The organism is Pseudomonas sp. CF161 (assembly GCF_000416215.1).
In the GTDB taxonomy this organism is placed as follows: Bacteria; Pseudomonadota; Gammaproteobacteria; order Pseudomonadales; family Pseudomonadaceae; genus Aquipseudomonas.
This window is the reverse complement of sequence record NZ_ATLP01000088.1, coordinates 20,662-39,862: the sequence shown is the minus strand read 5'-3', so window position 1 is coordinate 39,862 and position 19,201 is coordinate 20,662. Positions and strand designations below refer to the sequence as shown.

The following is a 19,201-nucleotide window of genomic DNA, read 5'->3' as shown; positions in this document are numbered from 1 at the left end:
AAACCTCATGTGAACCGGCGGCGATTCTACCAGTCCCATCGATAGACGGGGTACATGGCGACTCTTTGTCACGTACCCGTGCCGCGACCTGGGGTCACACCCCCTCGACCGCTGCAGAAATCCGCACGTTGATAGTGTGCATCCATCCAGTATTTGGCTTTATACTCCTTCGTTTTCGATGCCCGCCAAGCGAGGCCGCTTTTGGACAAGATCCTGATTCGTGGGGCCCGAACCCACAACCTGAAGAACATCGACCTGACCCTGCCGCGGGACAAGCTGATCGTCATCACCGGCCTGTCCGGATCCGGCAAGTCGTCCCTGGCCTTCGACACCCTGTACGCCGAAGGCCAGCGCCGTTATGTCGAGTCGCTGTCGGCCTACGCCCGACAGTTCCTGTCGATGATGGAAAAGCCTGACGTCGACACCATCGAAGGTCTGTCGCCAGCCATCTCCATCGAACAGAAATCGACCTCGCACAACCCGCGCTCCACCGTGGGCACCATCACTGAAATCTACGACTACCTGCGCCTGCTTTATGCCCGCGTCGGTATTCCGCGCTGCCCCGATCACGATATCCCGCTGGAAGCCCAGACCGTCAGCCAGATGGTCGACCTGGTCCTGGCCCAGCCGGAAGGCAGCAAGCTGATGCTGCTGGCCCCGGTGATTCGCGAGCGCAAGGGCGAGCACCTCTCGGTCTTCGAAGAACTGCGGGCCCAGGGCTTTGTCCGGGCACGGGTCAACGGCAGGCTGTGCGAACTCGACGAACTGCCGAAGCTGGATAAACAGAAGAAGCATTCGATCGACGTGGTGGTGGACCGCTTCAAGGTCCGGGCCGATCTGCAGCAGCGCCTGGCCGAATCCTTCGAAACCGCCCTGAAACTGGCGGACGGCATCGCCCTGGTGGCGCCGATGGATGATGAGCCTGGTGAAGAAATCATCTTCTCCGCGCGCTTTGCCTGCCCGATCTGCGGACACGCCATCAGCGAGCTGGAACCCAAGCTGTTCTCCTTCAACAACCCGGCTGGCGCCTGCCCGACCTGTGACGGGTTGGGGGTCAAACAGTTCTTCGATATCAAGCGCCTGGTCAACGGTGACCTGACCCTGGCCGAAGGTGCGATTCGCGGCTGGGACCGGCGCAACGTCTACTACTTCCAGATGCTCGGTTCCCTGGCGTCGCACTACGGTTTCAGCCTCGAAGTGCCGTTCAACCAACTGCCCGCCGACCAGCAGAAGGTCATCCTCAACGGCAGCGGTTCGCAGAACGTCGACTTCAAGTACCTCAACGACCGTGGCGATATCGTCAAGCGCTCGCACCCGTTCGAAGGCATCGTGCCGAACCTCGAGCGTCGCTACCGCGAAACCGAGTCGGCCACCGTGCGCGAAGAGCTGGCGAAGTTCCTCAGCACCCAGCCCTGCCCGGATTGCCGTGGCACCCGCCTGCGTCGCGAAGCGCGGCATGTGTGGGTCGGCGAGAAAACCCTGCCGGCGGTGACCAACCTGCCGATCGGCGACGCCTGTGAATACTTCGGCGTGCTCAAGCTGACCGGACGTCGCGGCGAAATTGCCGACAAGATCCTCAAGGAGATTCGCGAGCGCCTGCAGTTCCTGGTCAATGTCGGTCTCGATTACCTGTCGCTGGACCGCAGCGCGGACACCTTGTCCGGTGGCGAGGCACAGCGGATTCGCCTGGCCAGCCAGATCGGCGCAGGCCTGGTCGGGGTGCTGTACATCCTCGACGAACCGTCAATCGGCCTGCACCAGCGGGACAACGATCGCCTGCTGGGCACCCTCAAGCACCTTCGCGACATCGGCAACACGGTGATCGTGGTTGAGCATGACGAAGACGCCATTCGCCTGGCCGACTACGTGGTGGATATCGGCCCAGGCGCCGGGGTGCACGGTGGACACATCGTTGCCGAAGGCACGCCAGCCGAAGTCATGGCCCACCCTGATTCGCTGACCGGCAAGTACCTGTCGGGGCGGGTGAAGATCGCGGTGCCAGCCAAGCGCACGCCGCGTAATAAGAAGCTCACCCTGTCGCTCAAGGGCGCCCGTGGCAACAACTTGCGCAACGTCGACCTGGAGATTCCAATCGGCCTGCTGACCTGCGTGACCGGGGTCTCGGGCTCAGGCAAGTCGACCCTGATCAACAACACCCTGTTCCCTCTCAGCGCCACGGCACTGAACGGTGCAACCACCCTGGAAGCCGCTGCCCACGACAGCATCAACGGCCTGCAGCATCTGGATAAGGTGGTCGATATCGACCAGAGCCCGATTGGACGGACACCGCGTTCCAACCCGGCGACCTACACCGGTCTGTTCACACCGATTCGCGAGCTGTTCGCCGGCGTCCCCGAGTCGCGCTCGCGCGGTTACGGGCCGGGGCGCTTCTCGTTCAACGTCAAGGGTGGACGCTGCGAGGCTTGCCAGGGCGACGGCCTGATCAAGGTCGAGATGCACTTCCTGCCGGACATCTACGTGCCCTGCGACGTGTGCAAGAGCAAGCGCTACAACCGCGAAACCCTTGAGGTCAAATACAAGGGCAAGAGCATCCACGAAGTGCTGGAGATGACGATCGAGGAAGCGCGGGTCTTCTTCGATGCAGTGCCAGCGCTGGCGCGCAAACTGCAGACCCTGATGGATGTCGGCCTGTCCTACATCAAGCTCGGGCAGTCGGCGACTACGCTGTCCGGTGGCGAGGCCCAGCGGGTCAAGCTGTCGCGTGAGTTGTCCAAGCGCGATACCGGCAAGACCTTGTACATCCTCGACGAGCCGACTACCGGCCTGCACTTCGCCGATATCCAGCAACTGCTCGACGTCTTGCATCGCCTGCGCGACCACGGCAACACCGTGGTGGTGATCGAGCACAACCTGGACGTGATCAAGACCGCTGACTGGCTGGTGGACCTAGGCCCTGAAGGCGGCTCCAAGGGCGGGCAGATCATCGCGGTCGGCACACCGGAGCAAGTGGCCGAGATGGCGCAGTCCCACACCGGGTACTACCTCAAACCTCTGTTGGCTCGCGACAGGGATTGAGCCCCACTAAAAAGCCCCTGGCATTGTGAGATGCCAGGGGCTTTTTTATGTCACTGAAATCGCCTTGCGAACGATCCAGTATGGCGCTGACGGAAAATCAGAACTGCGATTGCAGGTAGTTTTCCAGTCCGATGACCTTGATCAGGCCCAGCTGCTTCTCCAGCCAGTAGGTGTGATCTTCTTCGGTATCGGCCAACTGAATGCGCAGGATGTCACGGCTGACGTAGTCCTTGTGCAACTCGCAAAGCTCGATGCCTTTGCACAGCGCGGCACGCACCTTGTATTCCAGACGCAGATCGCTGGCGAGCATCTCGGGCACTGTGGTGCCGGTATCCAGATCATCTGGACGCATGCGCGGCGTGCCTTCGAGCATCAAGATGCGACGCATCAGGGCGTCAGCATGTTGTGCCTCTTCTTCCATCTCGTGATTGATACGTTCGAAGAGCTTGCTGAAGCCCCAGTCTTCGTACATCCGCGAATGGATGAAATATTGGTCACGTGCTGCCAGCTCGCCCGTCAGCAACGTGTTGAGGTAATCGATTACGTCCGGGTGACCTTGCATCGCCCTACATCTCCCTGCTTGAAAGTGGATAGTTTGAACCAAGCTGACTTGCAGGTCACTGTAAAAACGCTAACAAAGTGAAGATATTCTGAGAAAAGTAGCTTAAATAACGCAAAAACCGCCCGAATGAGGGCGGTTCTGCTTCTCGTTTAGACTTAGTTAAGCTGTACGCCCAACGCCTTTGCGATTCCTTCTCCATAAGCCGGGTCGGCCTTGAAGAAATGCTGCAGTTGACGCTGGACCACGTCCGCCGAAACACCAGACATGGCGCCGGCAATGTTGCTGATCAGCAACGCCTTCTGATCCTCATTCATCAGACGGAAAAGCGCGCCGGCATGGCTGTAGTAGTCGGTGTCTTCACGGTGATCATAACGATCCGCCGCACCGCTGAGCGCCAATGCGGGCTCGGCGTACCGAGGCGCCTGTTTGGGCGCATCTGCATAGCTGTTGGGCTCATAGTTAGGCGCCGCTCCACCGTTGCTGCCGAAGGCCATGGAGCCGTCGCGCTGGTAGCTGTTCACCGGGCTGCGCGGGGCGTTGACCGGCAGTTGCTGGTGGTTGGTACCCACGCGGTAGCGATGAGCGTCGGCATACGCAAAGACTCGACCTTGCAGCATGCGGTCCGGCGACAGACCTACCCCCGGCACCATGTTGCTTGGACCAAACGCCGCCTGTTCGACTTCAGCGAAGTAGTTCTGCGGGTTGCGGTTCAGCTCCAGCTCGCCCACTTCAATCAGCGGGAACTCCTTCTGCGACCAGGTCTTGGTCACGTCAAACGGGTTCTCGTAATGAGCTGCGGCCTGGGCTTCGCTCATGATCTGGATGCACACGCGCCATTTTGGGAAGTCGCCGCGCTCAATCGCGCCAAACAGGTCGCGCTGGGCGTAATCCGGGTCAGTCCCCGCCAGTCTTGCAGCATCCGCCGGAGCGAGGTTCTTGATCCCTTGCCGGGTCTTGTAGTGCCACTTCACCCAGTGCCGCTCGCCTGTGGCGCTGATCAAGCTGTAAGTGTGACTGCCGAACCCGTGCATGTGACGGTAGCCATCAGGGATACCCCGATCCGAGAACAGGATGGTGACCTGGTGCAATGCCTCGGGCGAATGCGACCAGAAATCCCACATCATCTGAGCGCTCTTCAGATTGCTCTGCGGCAGACGCTTTTGGGTGTGGATAAAATCGGGGAACTTCAGCGGGTCGCGGATGAAAAACACCGGGGTGTTGTTGCCGACGATGTCCCAGTTACCTTCCTCGGTATAGAACTTCAAGGCGAAACCACGGGGATCGCGTTCGGTATCAGCCGAGCCACGCTCACCACCTACCGTGGAGAAGCGCAGGAAAGTCGGTGTTTGCTTACCCACGGACTCGAACAGCTTGGCGCTGGTGTACTGAGTGATGTCGCGGGTGACGGTGAAGGTACCGTAGGCACCTGAACCCTTGGCGTGCACGCGCCGCTCAGGGATGTTTTCACGGTTGAAGTGGGCAAGCTTCTCGATCAAATGAAAGTCGTCGAGCAGCAATGGGCCACGAGGACCGGCGGAGCGGGAATTCTGGTTATCGGCGACCGGAGCGCCACTGGCGGTGGTAAGCGTTTTGTTCTGGCTCATGCTCAATCTTCCTCTGTCAGTCTTGAAACTGCCGGCTAATCGGCTGACATCGAGTATTGACCATCCAGATGACACCATCAAATTCATTAATTCATGATGTTCGATAGATAATTACTAATTAGCCGGGAAGCTAAATAGCCAAAACGAGCGTTGCCGAAAGGATTGAGTGATTCCGGCTTTTCCAGCAGACACAAAAAACCGGGCACTAGGCCCGGTTCTTCGTTTCAGACTGACGTCTTACTCAGCGGATACAGCTTCGCCGCTGACAGCACGATCAACCAACTCGACGTACGCCATAGGAGCGTTGTCGCCAGCGCGGAAACCGCACTTGAGGATGCGCAGGTAGCCACCCTCACGGGTAGCGTAACGCTTGCCCAGGTCGTTGAAGAGCTTACCAACGATAGCTTTCGAACGAGTACGGTCGAAAGCCAGACGGCGGTTAGCCAGGCTGTCTGTCTTGGCCAAAGTGATCAGCGGCTCAGCAACGCGACGCAGTTCTTTAGCTTTCGGCAGTGTAGTTTTGATCAGCTCGTGCTCGAACAGCGACACCGCCATGTTTTGAAACATGGCCTTGCGGTGCGAGCTGGTGCGGCTCAGGTGACGACCACTTTTACGATGACGCATGGTTCATTCCTTACCAAACACAACGTTCGGTGATTACGACGATCAGGCAGTCGCCTTGTCGTCCTTCTTAAGACTTGCAGGCGGCCAGTTGTCGAGGCGCATGCCGAGGGACAGACCGCGGGAGGCTAGAACGTCCTTGATTTCGGTCAAGGATTTCTTGCCAAGGTTCGGAGTCTTCAACAGTTCTACTTCGGTACGCTGAATCAGGTCGCCGATGTAGTAAATGTTTTCCGCCTTAAGGCAGTTAGCCGAACGTACAGTCAGTTCCAGATCGTCAACCGGGCGAAGCAGGATCGGATCGATCTCGTCTTCTTGCTCGATTACCACTGGCTCACTGTCACCTTTGAGGTCGACGAACGCAGCCAACTGCTGTTGCAGGATGGTTGCAGCACGACGGATAGCCTCTTCAGGATCCAGGGTACCGTTGGTTTCCAGATCAATAACCAGCTTGTCCAGGTTAGTACGCTGCTCGACACGGGCGTTTTCCACCACGTATGCGATACGGCGAACCGGGCTGAACGAAGAGTCAAGCTGCAAGCGACCGATGCTGCGGCTTTCGTCTTCATCGCTCTGACGCGAGTCTGCCGGTTCATAACCACGACCACGAGCTACGGTGAGCTTCATGTTCAGGGCGCCGTTAGACGCCAGGTTAGCGATTACGTGATCGGGGTTAACGATCTCGACATCATGATCCAGCTGAATATCGGCAGCGGTAACCACCCCCGAACCCTTCTTCGACAAGGTCAGCGTAACTTCGTCACGGCCGTGCAGCTTGATAGCCAGACCTTTAAGGTTCAACAGGATTTCAATTACGTCTTCCTGTACACCTTCGATGGCGCTGTACTCGTGGAGCACACCGTCAATCTCGGCCTCGACTACTGCACAGCCGGGCATTGAGGACAACAGGATGCGGCGCAGCGCGTTGCCCAGGGTGTGGCCAAAACCACGCTCGAGAGGCTCGAGAGTGATCTTGGCGCGGGTTGGACTGACAACCTGCACATCAATATGGCGGGGTGTCAGGAACTCATTTACCGAAATCTGCATGGATGCACCTATTTTCTAGCCCTTACTTGGAGTAGAGCTCGACAATCAGGCTTTCGTTGATGTCGGCGGACAGATCACTGCGAGCTGGAACGTTCTTGAAAACGCCCGACTTCTTCTCAGTGTCTACTTCTACCCATTCTACGCGGCCACGTTGGGCACACAGATCGAGAGCTTGGACAATGCGAAGTTGGTTCTTTGCTTTCTCGCGAATCGCGACCACGTCACCAGCACGAACCTGGTACGACGGGACGTTAACGGTCTGGCCGTTTACGCTAACGGATTTGTGCGATACCAGCTGACGGGATTCGGCACGAGTAGAGCCAAAACCCATACGGTATACAACGTTGTCCAGACGGCATTCGAGCAGTTGCAGCAGGTTTTCACCGGTTGCACCTTTCTTGCCAGCAGCTTCTTTGTAGTAGCCGCTGAACTGACGCTCGAGAACGCCGTAGATACGACGGACCTTCTGCTTTTCACGCAGTTGGGTGCCGTAGTCGGACTGGCGACCGCGGCGTTGGCCGTGGATACCAGGTGCTGCTTCGATGTTGCACTTAGATTCGATAGCGCGCACGCCGCTCTTCAGGAAGAGATCGGTGCCTTCGCGACGAGCCAGTTTGCATTTTGGACCAATGTAACGAGCCATTCTTTACAATCTCCTGGATTACACGCGGCGCTTCTTCGGCGGACGGCACCCGTTGTGCGGGATTGGCGTCACGTCGGTGATGCTGGCGATCTTGTAGCCACAGCCGTTCAAAGCGCGGACTGCAGATTCACGACCTGGACCTGGACCCTTGACGTTAACGTCGAGGTTTTTCAGGCCGTATTCCAGCGCAGCTTGACCAGCACGCTCAGCAGCTACTTGAGCAGCGAACGGGGTGGACTTGCGAGAACCGCGGAAACCCGAACCACCGGAGGTTGCCCAGGAAAGAGCGTTACCTTGACGGTCGGTGATGGTCACGATGGTGTTGTTGAAAGACGCGTGGATGTGGGCGATGCCATCAACCACTGTCTTTTTAATCTTTTTACGAGGACGAGCAGCAGGTTTTGCCATGACTAAATTCCTGTCGATTCGCTGGTGCGATTACTTGCGGATCGGCTTACGCGGACCTTTGCGAGTACGCGCGTTGGTCTTGGTACGCTGACCGCGCACTGGAAGACCACGACGATGGCGCAGACCGCGGTAGCAGCCCAGATCCATCAAGCGTTTGATTTTCATGTTGATTTCGCGACGCAGGTCACCTTCAGTGGTGAACTTCGACACTTCGCCACGCAGCTGTTCAATTTGCTCGTCGCTCAGATCTTTGATCTTTGCCGCTGGGTTTACCCCAGTCACTGCACAGATTTTCTGCGCAGTAGTGCGACCAACACCATAGATGTAGGTCAGCGAGATAACAGTATGCTTGTTATCTGGAATGTTAACGCCTGCAATACGGGCCATTCAGTGGGACTCCAATTGACAGCTACCTACGCCCCGGAAGCCAAGAAATAGGGCGCGAGATAATATCGCTGTAATAACAAATAATCAACCCAGCAGCGCACTAGCTGCTGGGCTTGAAGCACAATCACACTCAGCCTTGGCGCTGTTTGTGACGCGGTTCCGCGCTGCAAATTACTCGAACAACACCTTCGCGGCGAATAATCTTGCAGTTACGGCACAGCTTTTTCACCGATGCACGAACTTTCATCACCAACTCCTCGAACCTTATGGGTCAGCGCAGCATGCCGCTGCCGTAACCCTTCAGGTTGGCTTTCTTCATCAGGGATTCGTACTGGTGCGAAACGAGGTGCGATTGTACTTGGGACATGAAGTCCATAACAACCACGACCACGATCAGCAACGAGGTCCCGCCAAGGTAGAACGGAACGTTTGCTGCAACCACCAAGAACTGGGGCAACAGGCAGACGGCCGTCATATATAGAGCACCGAACATGGTCAAGCGAGTCAAAACGCCATCAATATAGCGCGCAGACTGCTCACCTGGACGGATACCCGGAATAAAGGCACCGGACTTCTTCAGGTTTTCCGCTACGTCTTTCGGATTGAACATCAACGCCGTATAGAAGAAGCAGAAGAAAATAATCCCTGCACTAAACAGCAGAATATTCAACGGCTGACCAGGAGCGATCGACTGCGAGATGTCCTGCAACCAGCCCATACCTTCAGACTGACCGAACCAGGCACCCAACGAAGCCGGGAACAGCAAAATGCTGCTCGCGAAGATAGCAGGAATAACACCGGCCATATTCACTTTCAGCGGCAAGTGGCTAGTCTGCGCAGCAAAAACCTTGCGGCCCTGCTGACGCTTGGCGTAGTGAACAGCAATACGACGCTGACCACGCTCAATGAACACCACAAAACCGATAATCGCTACTGCCAGCAAACCGATAGCAACCAGGGCGAAGATGTTGATATCACCCTGACGTGCAGACTCGAAAGACTGCCCAATTGCCCTCGGAAGACCGGCAACGATACCTGCGAAAATCAACATCGAGATACCGTTACCAACACCACGCTCAGTAATCTGCTCACCCAGCCACATCATGAACATCGCACCAGCCACAAAAGTGGATACCGCGACGAAATGGAAGCCAAAGTCACCAGTGAACGCAACGCCCTGCCCGGCCAGACCAACGGACATGCCGATAGCCTGAACCAGAGCGAGGACGACGGTGCCGTAGCGGGTGTACTGGCTAATCTTGCGACGGCCAGCTTCACCTTCCTTCTTCAACTGCTCCAGCTGCGGGCTGACGGCGGTCATCAGCTGCATGATGATCGATGCCGAAATGTACGGCATGATCCCCAGTGCAAAGATGCTCATCCGTTCCAGCGCGCCGCCGGAAAACATGTTGAACAAGCTAAGAATGGTCCCCTCATTCTGTCGAAACAGGTCCGCGAGTCGGTCCGGGTTGATACCTGGAACCGGGATGTGTGCGCCTATTCGGTAGACGATAATCGCCAGGAACAGAAAACGCAGACGAGCCCAGAGTTCAGACATACCGCCTTTGCCGAGCGCAGAGAGAGCACCTTGCTTAGCCATTTATTCCTCGAACTTGCCGCCAGCTGCTTCGATAGCCGCACGCGCACCTTTGGTGGCGCCGATTCCCTTTCCGATGGTGACAGCGCGAGTAACTTCGCCGGACAGCATGATTTTCACACGCTGAACGTTGACGTTGATCACGTTGGCATCTTTCAGGGACTGCACGGTGACGATGTCGCCATCCACTTTAGCCAGTTCGGACAAACGCACTTCTGCGCGATCCATGGCTTTCAGGGAAACGAAACCGAATTTCGGCAGGCGACGATGCAGCGGCTGTTGGCCGCCTTCAAAGCCTGGAGCGATAGTGCCACCGGAGCGGGAGCTTTGACCTTTGTGGCCACGGCCACCAGTCTTACCCAAACCACTACCGATACCACGGCCCGGACGATGCTTTTCGCGACGGGAACCCGGCGCTGGACTCAGATCATTGAGTTTCATCGATTAACCCTCTACACGCAGCATGTAGTAAGCCTTGTTGATCATCCCGCGATTCTCGGGAGTATCCTGGACTTCTACAGTGTGACCGATGCGACGCAGACCCAAACCCTTAACGCACAGTTTGTGGTTAGGGATGCGGCCGGTCATGCTTTTGATCAGCGTTACTTTTACGGTAGCCATGATCAGAAGATCTCCTTGACACTTTTGCCGCGCTTGGCAGCAATGGATTCAGGAGACTGCATTGCTTTCAAACCTTTGAAAGTGGCGTGAACCACGTTTACCGGGTTAGTCGAGCCGTAGCACTTGGCCAGAACGTTCTGAACGCCAGCAACTTCGAGGACAGCACGCATAGCGCCGCCAGCGATGATACCGGTACCTTCAGAAGCAGGCTGCATGTACACCTTCGAAGCGCCGTGAGCGGACTTCATTGCGTACTGCAGAGTGGTGCCGTTCAGATCAACTTGGATCATGTTGCGGCGAGCAGCTTCCATTGCCTTCTGGATCGCAGCAGGCACTTCACGCGACTTGCCACGGCCGAAGCCAACACGGCCCTTACCATCACCAACCACGGTCAACGCGGTGAAAGTGAAGATACGGCCGCCTTTAACGGTTTTGGCTACGCGGTTAACTTGAACCAGCTTCTCAATGTAGCCTTCGTCGCGCTTTTGGTCGTTATTTGACATAACTTAGAACTCCAGCCCAGCTTCACGAGCAGCATCAGCCAGCGCCTTGACGCGGCCGTGGTACTTGAAGCCAGAGCGGTCGAAAGCCACCTGCGAGACGCCAGCGGCTTTTGCACGCGTAGCGACCAGCTGGCCAACCTTAGTGGCCGCGTCGATGTTGCCAGTGGCCCCATCACGCAGTTCTTTATCCAAAGTCGAGGCGCTTGCCAGGACTTTGTTGCCGTCGGCCGAGATGACCTGGGCGTAGATGTGCTGCGACGAGCGGAACACGCAGAGACGCACGACTTCGAGTTCGTGCATTTTCAGGCGTGCTTTGCGAGCGCGACGCAGTCGAGTAACTTTTTTGTCGGTCATTTGCTATGCCCTACTTCTTCTTGGCTTCTTTACGACGGACGACTTCGTCCGCGTAGCGCACACCTTTGCCTTTGTACGGCTCTGGTGGACGGAAGTCGCGGATCTCAGCGGCCACTTGACCTACCAGCTGCTTATCGATGCCCCGGATCAGGATATCGGTCTGGCTAGGAGTCTCAGCGGTGATGCCTTCCGGCAGCTCGTAATCCACTGGGTGCGAGAAGCCAAGGGCCAGGTTCAGCACCGTGCCTTTTGCTTGCGCTTTGTAACCAACACCGACCAGCTGGAGCTTGCGCTCGAAGCCTTGGCTTACGCCTTGGACCATGTTGTTTACCAACGCACGAGTGGTACCGGCCATTGCGCGAGTTTGTTGATCGCCATTGCGAGCAGCGAAACGCAGCTCACCAGCTTCTTCAACAATCTCAACGGACGAATGGATGTTCAGTTCGAGAGTACCCTTGGCACCCTTCACCGAAAGCTGTTGGCCTGCGAATTTGACTTCGACACCGGCTGGCAGCTTAACGGGGTTCTTAGCGACGCGTGACATGCTTATCCCCCCTTAGAACACAGTGCAAAGAACTTCGCCGCCGACACCGGCAGCGCGCGCAGCACGATCCGTCATCACACCTTTGTTGGTGGAGACGATAGACACGCCGAGACCGCCACGAACTTTCGGCAGATCTTCAACGGACTTGTACTGACGCAGGCCTGGACGGCTAACGCGCTTCACTTCCTCGATGACCGGACGGCCTTCGAAGTACTTCAGCTCGATGGACAGCAGTGGTTTGATTTCGCTGCTGATCTGATAACCCGCAATGTAGCCTTCGTCTTTCAGGACTTTGGCAACAGCTACCTTCAACGTGGAAGATGGCATGCTTACGACGGACTTTTCAGCCATCTGGGCATTACGGATTCGAGTTAGCATGTCCGCTAACGGGTCCTGCATACTCATGGGCTAGACGCTCCTAATACAAAAAAATTAGCCTTGCGGCTACTACGTGTCGCCGAGAATCTCCGGGCATAAAAAACACGGGCTCAGGCGAGCCGCGTATCTTAGACATATTCCAGAAATGAAACAAGCCCCAATAGGGGCTTGATCCAGATTCAAGGCCACCGGCGGTCAGGATCTTGCGAACCTGAGCACCGAGACTTTGACAGTACTTACCAGCTGGCTTTAACCAGACCTGGTACGTCACCACGCATTGCCGCTTCACGCAGTTTGTTACGACCGAGGCCGAACTTGCGGTAAACGCCGTGTGGACGACCGGTCAGGCGGCAGCGGTTACGCATGCGCGCAGCGCTTGCGTCACGTGGCTGCTTCTGCAGGGCAACTGTAGCTTCCCAACGCGCTTCTGGACTTGCGTTCAGATCAACGATGATAGCTTTCAGCGCTGCACGCTTTTTGGCGTACTTGGCAACCGTGAGCTGACGCTTCAGCTCGCGGTTTTTCATGCTCTTCTTGGCCATTTTCCTACTCCAATCAGTTGCGGAACGGGAATTTGAATGCACGCAGCAGAGCGCGGCCTTCATCATCGTTCTTAGCAGTGGTGGTCAGGGTGATGTCCAGACCGCGGAGAGCATCGATCTTGTCGTAGTCGATTTCCGGGAAAATGATCTGCTCTTTAACGCCCATGCTGTAGTTGCCACGACCATCGAAGGACTTGGCATTCAGGCCGCGGAAGTCGCGAACCCGAGGCAGGGAGATCGACAGCAGACGATCCAGGAACTCGTACATACGCTCACGGCGCAGGGTCACTTTGACGCCGATCGGCCAACCTTCACGGACTTTAAAGCCAGCGATGGATTTCCGAGCGTAGGTCACAACGACTTTCTGGCCGGTGATCTTTTCCAGGTCAGCAACAGCGTGCTCGATGACTTTTTTGTCGCCGATCGCTTCGCCCAGACCCATGTTCAGGGTGATTTTGGTAACGCGCGGAACTTCCATCACGTTCGAAAGCTTAAGTTCTTCCTTAAGTTTCGGTGCGATTTCCTTCCGGTAAATCTCTTTTAGTCGTGCCATGGTCTTCTACCTAGCAGTGTTCAAGCATCAACCGCTTTTTGGGTCGACTTGAAGACACGAATTTTCTTACCGTCTTCTACTTTGAAACCAACGCGGTCAGCCTTGTTGGTTTCGCCGTTGAAGATGGCGACGTTAGAAGCGTGCAGTGGCGCTTCTTTCTCGACGATACCGCCTTGTACGCCCGACATCGGGTTAGGCTTGGTATGACGCTTGACCAGGTTCAGACCACCAACGACCAGACGGTCATCAGCAAGAACCTTCAGCACCTTACCGCGCTTACCTTTGTCTTTGCCGGCGATCACGATGATCTCGTCGTCACGACGAATCTTTTGCATGTCGGATCTCCTTACAGCACTTCTGGGGCGAGCGAGACGATCTTCATGAACTTCTCAGTACGAAGTTCACGGGTCACTGGCCCAAAGATACGGGTGCCGATCGGCTCTTGCTTGTTGTTCAGAAGAACAGCAGCGTTGCCATCAAAGCGGATAATGGAGCCATCTGCACGGCGAACGCCGTGACGAGTGCGGACTACAACAGCAGTCATCACTTGGCCTTTTTTCACTTTACCGCGAGGAATTGCTTCCTTCACGGTAACTTTGATGATGTCACCGATACCAGCGTAACGACGATGGGAGCCACCCAGCACCTTGATGCACATAACGCGGCGAGCGCCGCTGTTATCGGCCACATCGAGCATGGATTGAGTCTGAATCATATAATTTCTCCGACCCCTAGTCCTTAGACTTCCACAGCGCGTTCGAGAACATCAACCAGCGCCCAAGACTTGGTCTTGGCCAGCGGACGAGTTTCACGAATAGTGACTTTGTCGCCGATGTGGCACTGATTGGTTTCGTCGTGCGCGTGCAGCTTAGTCGAACGCTTAACGTATTTACCGTAGATCGGGTGCTTAACGCGACGCTCGATCAAAACGGTGATGGTTTTGTCCATCTTGTCGCTGACAACACGGCCAGTCAGCGTACGGACAGTCTTTTCGGCTTCAGCCATGATCACTTACCTGCCTGCTGGTTGAGCACAGTCTTCACGCGAGCGATGTCACGCTTAACTTGCGAGAGCAGATGAGACTGCCCCAACTGGCCAGTTGCTTTCTGCATACGCAGATTGAACTGGTCGCGCAGCAGGCCGAGCAGTTGCTCGTTCAGCTGCTGTGCGGATTTTTCACGAAGTTCATTCGCTTTCATCACATCACCGTCCGTTTAACAAAGGAGGTGGCGAGCGGCAGCTTTGCAGCAGCCAGGGCGAAAGCCTCACGCGCCAGCTCTTCAGAAACACCCTCGATTTCATACAGGACTTTGCCTGGCTGAATCTGGGCAACCCAGTATTCGACGTTACCCTTACCTTTACCCATCCGAACTTCGAGTGGCTTCTTGGAAATAGGCTTGTCCGGGAATACACGGATCCAGATCTTGCCGCCACGTTTAACGTGACGGGTCAGTGCACGACGCGCTGATTCGATCTGACGAGCGGTGAGACGACCACGAGCTACAGACTTCAGCGCATATTCGCCGAAGCTGACTTTGCTACCGCGCAATGCCAAGCCACGGTTGTGGCCGGTCATCTGCTTGCGGAACTTCGTACGCTTAGGTTGCAACATTTGGCGTACCCCTTACTTAGCAGCTTTTTTACGAGGCGCTGGTGCTTGTGGCTTCAGCTCTTCTTGGCGACCACCAATTACTTCGCCTTTGAAGATCCAAACCTTTACACCGATCACACCGTAAGTGGTGTGAGCTTCGTAGTTGGCATAGTCGATGTCGGCACGCAGGGTGTGCAGTGGCACACGACCTTCGCGATACCATTCAGTACGTGCGATTTCAGCACCGCCGAGACGACCGCTCACTTGGATTTTGATGCCTTTGGCACCAATGCGCATGGCGTTCTGTACAGCGCGCTTCATAGCGCGACGGAACATTACACGGCGCTCCAGCTGCTGAGCTACGCTCTGCGCAACCAGCATACCGTCGAGTTCCGGCTTACGGATCTCTTCGATATTGATGTGCACAGGCACACCCATTTGCTTGGTCAGGTCCTGACGCAGTTTCTCAACATCTTCACCTTTCTTCCCGATAACGATACCTGGACGAGCGGTGTGGATGGTGATACGTGCAGTCTGAGCCGGACGATGGATATCGATACGGCTTACGGACGCGCTTTTTAGTTTGTCTTGGAGATACTCACGCACCTTCAGATCAGCGAACAAATAGTCCGCATAAGTCCGACCGTCTGCGTACCAGACGGAGGTGTGCTCCTTGACGATTCCCAGGCGAATGCCAATGGGATGTACTTTCTGACCCATCTCTTCGACTCCGTTACTTGTCAGCAACCTTGACAGTGATATGGCAAGACCGCTTGACGATGCGATCAGCACGGCCTTTGGCACGTGGCATGATGCGCTTCAGCGAACGCCCTTCGTTGACGAAAACGGTGCTGACTTTAAGGTCATCAACGTCTGCGCCTTCGTTATGCTCGGCGTTGGCTACGGCCGACTCCAGCACTTTCTTCATGATCTCGGCGGCTTTCTTACTGCTGAAAGCCAACAGGTTGAGCGCTTCGCCCACCTTCTTCCCGCGGATCTGGTCGGCGACCAAGCGGGCTTTCTGGGCGGAGATTCGAGCGCCCGACAACTTAGCGGCTACTTCCATCGTTCCTTACCCCTTAACGCTTGGCTTTCTTGTCTGCCACGTGCCCACGATAAGTGCGGGTACCGGCAAACTCGCCCAGTTTGTGGCCGACCATGTCTTCGTTCACGAGAACTGGAACATGTTGACGACCGTTGTGTACTGCGATGGTCAGACCGACCATTTGTGGCAGGATCATGGAACGGCGCGACCAGGTCTTAACTGGTTTGCGATCGTTCTTTTCCGCCGCCACTTCGATCTTCTTCAGTAGGTGAAGATCAATAAAAGGACCTTTTTTCAGAGAACGTGGCACTGTCGTATCCCTCTATTTACTTGCGACGACGGACGATCATTTTGTCGGTACGCTTATTACCACGAGTCTTCGCGCCCTTAGTCGGGAAGCCCCATGGCGATACCGGATGACGACCACCAGAGGTACGACCTTCACCACCACCGTGTGGGTGGTCAACCGGGTTCATGGCAACACCACGAACGGTTGGGCGAACGCCACGCCAGCGTTTGGCACCAGCTTTACCCAGCGAACGCAGGCTGTGCTCGGAGTTCGAGACTTCACCCAGGGTCGCACGGCATTCAGCCAGGACTTTACGCATTTCACCAGAGCGCAGACGCAGGGTCACGTAGACACCTTCACGAGCGATCAGCTGGGCCGAAGCACCTGCCGAACGAGCGATTTGCGCGCCTTTACCTGGCTTCAGTTCGATGCCGTGTACGGTGCTACCAACTGGAATGTTACGCAGTTGCAGAGCGTTGCCCGGCTTGATCGGCGCCAAGGCACCTGCGATCAGCTGGTCGCCAGCACTCACGCCTTTAGGGGCGATGATGTAGCGGCGCTCGCCGTCTGCGTACAGCAGCAAAGCGATGTGAGCAGTACGGTTTGGATCGTATTCAATACGCTCGACAGTGGCAGCGATGCCATCTTTGTCGTTGCGACGGAAATCGACCAAACGATAATGCTGCTTATGGCCACCACCGATGTGACGAGTGGTAATACGACCATTGTTGTTACGACCACCAGTCTTCGATTTTTTCTCGAGCAGCGGTGCGTGAGGAGCGCCTTTATGCAGCTCCTGGTTGACCACCTTGACCACAAAACGGCGGCCAGGGGAAGTCGGTTTGCATTTAACGATTGCCATGATGCACCCCTTCCTTACTCAGCACTGCTGCTGAAATCGAGATCTTGGCCTGGCTGAAGGGAGATAACTGCCTTCTTCCAGTCATTACGCTTGCCCAGACCGCGAGCAGTGCGCTTGCTCTTACCCAGAACGTTCAGGGTAGTAACACGCTCTACTTTCACGCTGAACAGGCTTTCGACGGCCTTCTTGATTTCCAGCTTGGTTGCGTCAGTTGCAACCTTGAAAACGAACTGGCCTTTCTTGTCAGCCAGAACCGTAGCCTTCTCGGAAACGTGCGGGCCAAGCAGAACTTTAAATACGCGTTCCTGGTTCATCCCAGCAGCTCCTCGAATTTCTTCACGGCCGACACGGTGATCAACACCTTGTCGTATGCGATCAGACTAACTGGATCGGAACCTTGCACGTCACGAACATCAACGTGTGGCAGGTTACGAGCAGCCAGGTACAGGTTCTGATCAACTACTTCAGACACGATCAAGACGTCAGTCAGGCCCATGCCGGTCAGTTTGTTCAGCAGATCTTTGGTCTTCGGTGCATCAACAGCGAAGTCCTGAACCACAACCAGACGATCAGTACGCACGAGTTCAGCAAGGATGGAGCGCAGTGCTGCGCGGTACATCTTCTTGTTGAGCTTCTGAGTGTGATCCTGTGGACGAGCTGCGAAAGTGGTACCGCCGCCACGCCAGATTGGGCTACGGATAGTACCGGCACGAGCACGGCCAGTACCTTTCTGACGCCATGGGCGCTTACCGCCACCACGAACGTCGGAACGGGTCTTTTGCTGCTTGCTACCTTGACGGCCGCCGGCCATGTAGGCCACGACTGCTTGGTGAACCAGCGTCTCGTTGAATTCGCCGCCAAATGTCAGTTCGGAAACTTCGATCGCTTGAGCGTCATTTACATTTAATTGCATGTCAGCTTCCCCTTAACCGCGAGCCTTGGCTGCTGGACGTACAACCAAGTTGCCGCCAGTAGCGCCAGGAACAGCGCCCTTGACCAACAACAGATTGCGTTCAGCGTCCACGCGCACTACTTCAAGGGACTGCACGGTCACGCGCTCAGCGCCCATATGACCGGACATTTTCTTGCCCTTGAATACACGACCAGGAGTCTGGCACTGGCCGATAGAGCCTGGAACGCGGTGGGACACGGAGTTACCGTGGGTATTATCTTGCCCACGGAAGTTCCAACGCTTGATCGTACCCTGGAAGCCTTTACCTTTGGACTGACCGGTTACATCAACCAGTTGACCAGCAGCGAAGATTTCAGCGTTGATCAGATCGCCGGCCTGGTAGTCGCCTTCTTCAAGGCGGAATTCCATTACGGTACGACCAGCGGCAACGTTCGCCTTGGCGAAGTGGCCAGCTTGAGCAGCTGTAACACGCGAAGCACGACGCTCGCCTACAGTGACTTGCACTGCACGATAGCCATCGGTCTCTTCAGTTTTGAACTGGGTGACGCGATTCGGCTCGATCTCAATGACCGTGACCGGAATGGAGACACCTTCTTCGGTGAAAATACGGGTCATACCGCATTTACGACCGACTACACCAATAGTCATGTTGTAAACCTCATGAGTGTACGGGGCTTTCACCCGCTATGGCCGCCCATTTCAGAGCGTTACACGACTAAGACCGAGTCTTAGCCGAGGCTGATCTGCACTTCCACACCGGCCGCAAGATCAAGCTTCATAAGAGCATCAACGGTTTTATCCGTTGGCTGGACGATGTCCAGAACGCGCTTATGAGTACGGATCTCGTACTGGTCACGCGCGTCTTTGTTGACGTGCGGGGAGACCAGAACGGTGAACCGCTCTTTACGGGTAGGCAGTGGAATTGGACCACGCACTTGAGCACCAGTACGTTTCGCGGTTTCCACGATTTCCTGGGTGGATTGGTCGATCAGGCGATGGTCAAAAGCCTTCAACCTGATACGGATTTGCTGATTTTGCATTGGATTTCAGACTCCGGCTGCTATTCCCACCGAGCGCAATACGCCCGTTAAAAGGAGGCGC

The 19,201-nt window shown here is 56.0% G+C and carries 31 protein-coding genes; 1 reads left to right on the top strand and 30 read right to left on the bottom strand.

Features of this window, described 5'->3' with window-relative positions; genetic code table 11:
• The first annotated feature begins 201 nt into the window (after positions 1-201).
• A complete protein-coding gene (gene uvrA / locus CF161_RS17210) occupies positions 202-3,036 on the top strand; it encodes an excinuclease ABC subunit UvrA (protein WP_020297858.1) in 2,835 nt (944 codons plus the stop codon).
• Between the two features lie 97 nt (positions 3,037-3,133).
• On the opposite strand, the gene bfr is transcribed toward uvrA, so the two are convergent.
• From bfr to rpsJ, 30 genes are all read right to left on the bottom strand, one after another.
• On the bottom strand, positions 3,134-3,598 hold the full coding sequence (gene bfr / locus CF161_RS17205) for a bacterioferritin (RefSeq protein WP_020297857.1): 465 nt from the start codon (positions 3,596-3,598) through the stop codon (positions 3,134-3,136).
• A gap of 155 nt (positions 3,599-3,753) precedes the next feature.
• On the bottom strand, positions 3,754-5,202 hold the full coding sequence (locus CF161_RS17200) for a catalase (RefSeq protein ID WP_020297856.1): 1,449 nt from the start codon (positions 5,200-5,202) through the stop codon (positions 3,754-3,756).
• A 237-nt stretch (positions 5,203-5,439) separates the two neighbouring features.
• Positions 5,440-5,826, bottom strand: a complete 387-nt coding sequence (gene rplQ, locus CF161_RS17195; RefSeq protein WP_020297855.1) for a 50S ribosomal protein L17 — start codon at positions 5,824-5,826, stop codon at positions 5,440-5,442.
• Positions 5,827-5,868: 42 nt separating this feature from the next.
• Complete coding sequence (gene rpoA / locus CF161_RS17190) at positions 5,869-6,870, bottom strand: DNA-directed RNA polymerase subunit alpha (protein WP_003176403.1); 1,002 nt, start codon at positions 6,868-6,870, stop codon at positions 5,869-5,871.
• A gap of 22 nt (positions 6,871-6,892) precedes the next feature.
• Positions 6,893-7,513, bottom strand: coding sequence for a 30S ribosomal protein S4 (rpsD, locus tag CF161_RS17185; RefSeq protein WP_003210056.1), 621 nt, complete (start codon positions 7,511-7,513; stop codon positions 6,893-6,895).
• 18 nt (positions 7,514-7,531) lie between these two features.
• On the bottom strand, positions 7,532-7,921 hold the full coding sequence (gene rpsK, locus CF161_RS17180) for a 30S ribosomal protein S11 (RefSeq protein WP_007924177.1): 390 nt from the start codon (positions 7,919-7,921) through the stop codon (positions 7,532-7,534).
• Between the two features lie 30 nt (positions 7,922-7,951).
• Positions 7,952-8,308 (bottom strand): 30S ribosomal protein S13, encoded by a 357-nt coding sequence (gene rpsM, locus CF161_RS17175; RefSeq protein ID WP_020297854.1) that lies wholly within the window; start codon positions 8,306-8,308, stop codon positions 7,952-7,954.
• 130 nt (positions 8,309-8,438) lie between these two features.
• Positions 8,439-8,555, bottom strand: a complete 117-nt coding sequence (rpmJ, locus tag CF161_RS32325; RefSeq protein WP_002555468.1) for a 50S ribosomal protein L36 — start codon at positions 8,553-8,555, stop codon at positions 8,439-8,441.
• A gap of 24 nt (positions 8,556-8,579) precedes the next feature.
• Positions 8,580-9,908, bottom strand: a complete 1,329-nt coding sequence (secY, locus tag CF161_RS17170) for a preprotein translocase subunit SecY (RefSeq protein ID WP_007924182.1) — start codon at positions 9,906-9,908, stop codon at positions 8,580-8,582.
• Positions 9,909-10,346 (bottom strand): 50S ribosomal protein L15, encoded by a 438-nt coding sequence (rplO, locus tag CF161_RS17165; RefSeq protein ID WP_020297853.1) that lies wholly within the window; start codon positions 10,344-10,346, stop codon positions 9,909-9,911.
• Positions 10,347-10,349: 3 nt separating this feature from the next.
• Complete coding sequence (rpmD, locus tag CF161_RS17160; protein ID WP_003176408.1) at positions 10,350-10,526, bottom strand: 50S ribosomal protein L30; 177 nt, start codon at positions 10,524-10,526, stop codon at positions 10,350-10,352.
• A 2-nt stretch (positions 10,527-10,528) separates the two neighbouring features.
• Positions 10,529-11,029, bottom strand: coding sequence for a 30S ribosomal protein S5 (gene rpsE / locus CF161_RS17155; protein WP_003186035.1), 501 nt, complete (start codon positions 11,027-11,029; stop codon positions 10,529-10,531).
• A 3-nt stretch (positions 11,030-11,032) separates the two neighbouring features.
• A complete protein-coding gene (gene rplR, locus CF161_RS17150) occupies positions 11,033-11,383 on the bottom strand; it encodes a 50S ribosomal protein L18 (protein ID WP_003186037.1) in 351 nt (116 codons plus the stop codon).
• Between the two features lie 10 nt (positions 11,384-11,393).
• Positions 11,394-11,927, bottom strand: a complete 534-nt coding sequence (gene rplF, locus CF161_RS17145; protein WP_007896774.1) for a 50S ribosomal protein L6 — start codon at positions 11,925-11,927, stop codon at positions 11,394-11,396.
• Between the two features lie 12 nt (positions 11,928-11,939).
• Positions 11,940-12,332, bottom strand: coding sequence for a 30S ribosomal protein S8 (gene rpsH / locus CF161_RS17140; protein ID WP_017848802.1), 393 nt, complete (start codon positions 12,330-12,332; stop codon positions 11,940-11,942).
• Positions 12,333-12,541: 209 nt separating this feature from the next.
• A complete protein-coding gene (gene rpsN / locus CF161_RS17135; RefSeq protein WP_020297852.1) occupies positions 12,542-12,847 on the bottom strand; it encodes a 30S ribosomal protein S14 in 306 nt (101 codons plus the stop codon).
• 13 nt (positions 12,848-12,860) lie between these two features.
• The gene (gene rplE, locus CF161_RS17130; RefSeq protein ID WP_003210069.1) at positions 12,861-13,400 is read right to left on the bottom strand and encodes a 50S ribosomal protein L5; all 540 of its coding nucleotides are present in this window, start codon (positions 13,398-13,400) and stop codon (positions 12,861-12,863) included.
• A gap of 20 nt (positions 13,401-13,420) precedes the next feature.
• A complete protein-coding gene (gene rplX / locus CF161_RS17125) occupies positions 13,421-13,735 on the bottom strand; it encodes a 50S ribosomal protein L24 (protein ID WP_007896770.1) in 315 nt (104 codons plus the stop codon).
• An 11-nt stretch (positions 13,736-13,746) separates the two neighbouring features.
• On the bottom strand, positions 13,747-14,115 hold the full coding sequence (gene rplN / locus CF161_RS17120; protein ID WP_002555479.1) for a 50S ribosomal protein L14: 369 nt from the start codon (positions 14,113-14,115) through the stop codon (positions 13,747-13,749).
• A gap of 23 nt (positions 14,116-14,138) precedes the next feature.
• Positions 14,139-14,405 carry a 30S ribosomal protein S17 gene (gene rpsQ / locus CF161_RS17115; protein WP_003176419.1) on the bottom strand — a complete coding sequence of 89 codons (267 nt, stop codon included), beginning with the start codon at positions 14,403-14,405 and terminating at the stop codon, positions 14,139-14,141.
• A gap of 2 nt (positions 14,406-14,407) precedes the next feature.
• The gene (gene rpmC / locus CF161_RS17110; protein ID WP_002555481.1) at positions 14,408-14,599 is read right to left on the bottom strand and encodes a 50S ribosomal protein L29; all 192 of its coding nucleotides are present in this window, start codon (positions 14,597-14,599) and stop codon (positions 14,408-14,410) included.
• Entirely contained in the window at positions 14,599-15,012 is a 414-nt protein-coding gene (rplP, locus tag CF161_RS17105) for a 50S ribosomal protein L16 (RefSeq protein ID WP_019409905.1), read from the bottom strand. Before rplP ends, rpmC begins: the two co-directional genes overlap by 1 nt.
• 12 nt (positions 15,013-15,024) lie before the next feature.
• Positions 15,025-15,711 (bottom strand): 30S ribosomal protein S3, encoded by a 687-nt coding sequence (rpsC, locus tag CF161_RS17100; protein WP_003176422.1) that lies wholly within the window; start codon positions 15,709-15,711, stop codon positions 15,025-15,027.
• A 13-nt stretch (positions 15,712-15,724) separates the two neighbouring features.
• A complete protein-coding gene (gene rplV, locus CF161_RS17095) occupies positions 15,725-16,057 on the bottom strand; it encodes a 50S ribosomal protein L22 (protein ID WP_003103908.1) in 333 nt (110 codons plus the stop codon).
• Positions 16,058-16,070: 13 nt separating this feature from the next.
• Positions 16,071-16,346: a 30S ribosomal protein S19 gene (rpsS, locus tag CF161_RS17090; protein WP_002555486.1), complete on the bottom strand. Its 276-nt coding sequence runs from the start codon at positions 16,344-16,346 to the stop codon at positions 16,071-16,073.
• A 16-nt stretch (positions 16,347-16,362) separates the two neighbouring features.
• A complete protein-coding gene (gene rplB, locus CF161_RS17085; protein WP_003210080.1) occupies positions 16,363-17,187 on the bottom strand; it encodes a 50S ribosomal protein L2 in 825 nt (274 codons plus the stop codon).
• 14 nt (positions 17,188-17,201) lie between these two features.
• Positions 17,202-17,501, bottom strand: coding sequence for a 50S ribosomal protein L23 (gene rplW / locus CF161_RS17080; protein WP_002555488.1), 300 nt, complete (start codon positions 17,499-17,501; stop codon positions 17,202-17,204).
• Positions 17,498-18,100, bottom strand: coding sequence for a 50S ribosomal protein L4 (rplD, locus tag CF161_RS32320; protein WP_020297850.1), 603 nt, complete (start codon positions 18,098-18,100; stop codon positions 17,498-17,500). Before rplD ends, rplW begins: the two co-directional genes overlap by 4 nt.
• A 12-nt stretch (positions 18,101-18,112) precedes the next feature.
• Positions 18,113-18,748: a 50S ribosomal protein L3 gene (gene rplC, locus CF161_RS17070; RefSeq protein WP_007253310.1), complete on the bottom strand. Its 636-nt coding sequence runs from the start codon at positions 18,746-18,748 to the stop codon at positions 18,113-18,115.
• 80 nt (positions 18,749-18,828) lie between these two features.
• The gene (gene rpsJ / locus CF161_RS17065; RefSeq protein ID WP_003186070.1) at positions 18,829-19,140 is read right to left on the bottom strand and encodes a 30S ribosomal protein S10; all 312 of its coding nucleotides are present in this window, start codon (positions 19,138-19,140) and stop codon (positions 18,829-18,831) included.
• Between the last annotated feature and the right edge of the window lie 61 nt (positions 19,141-19,201).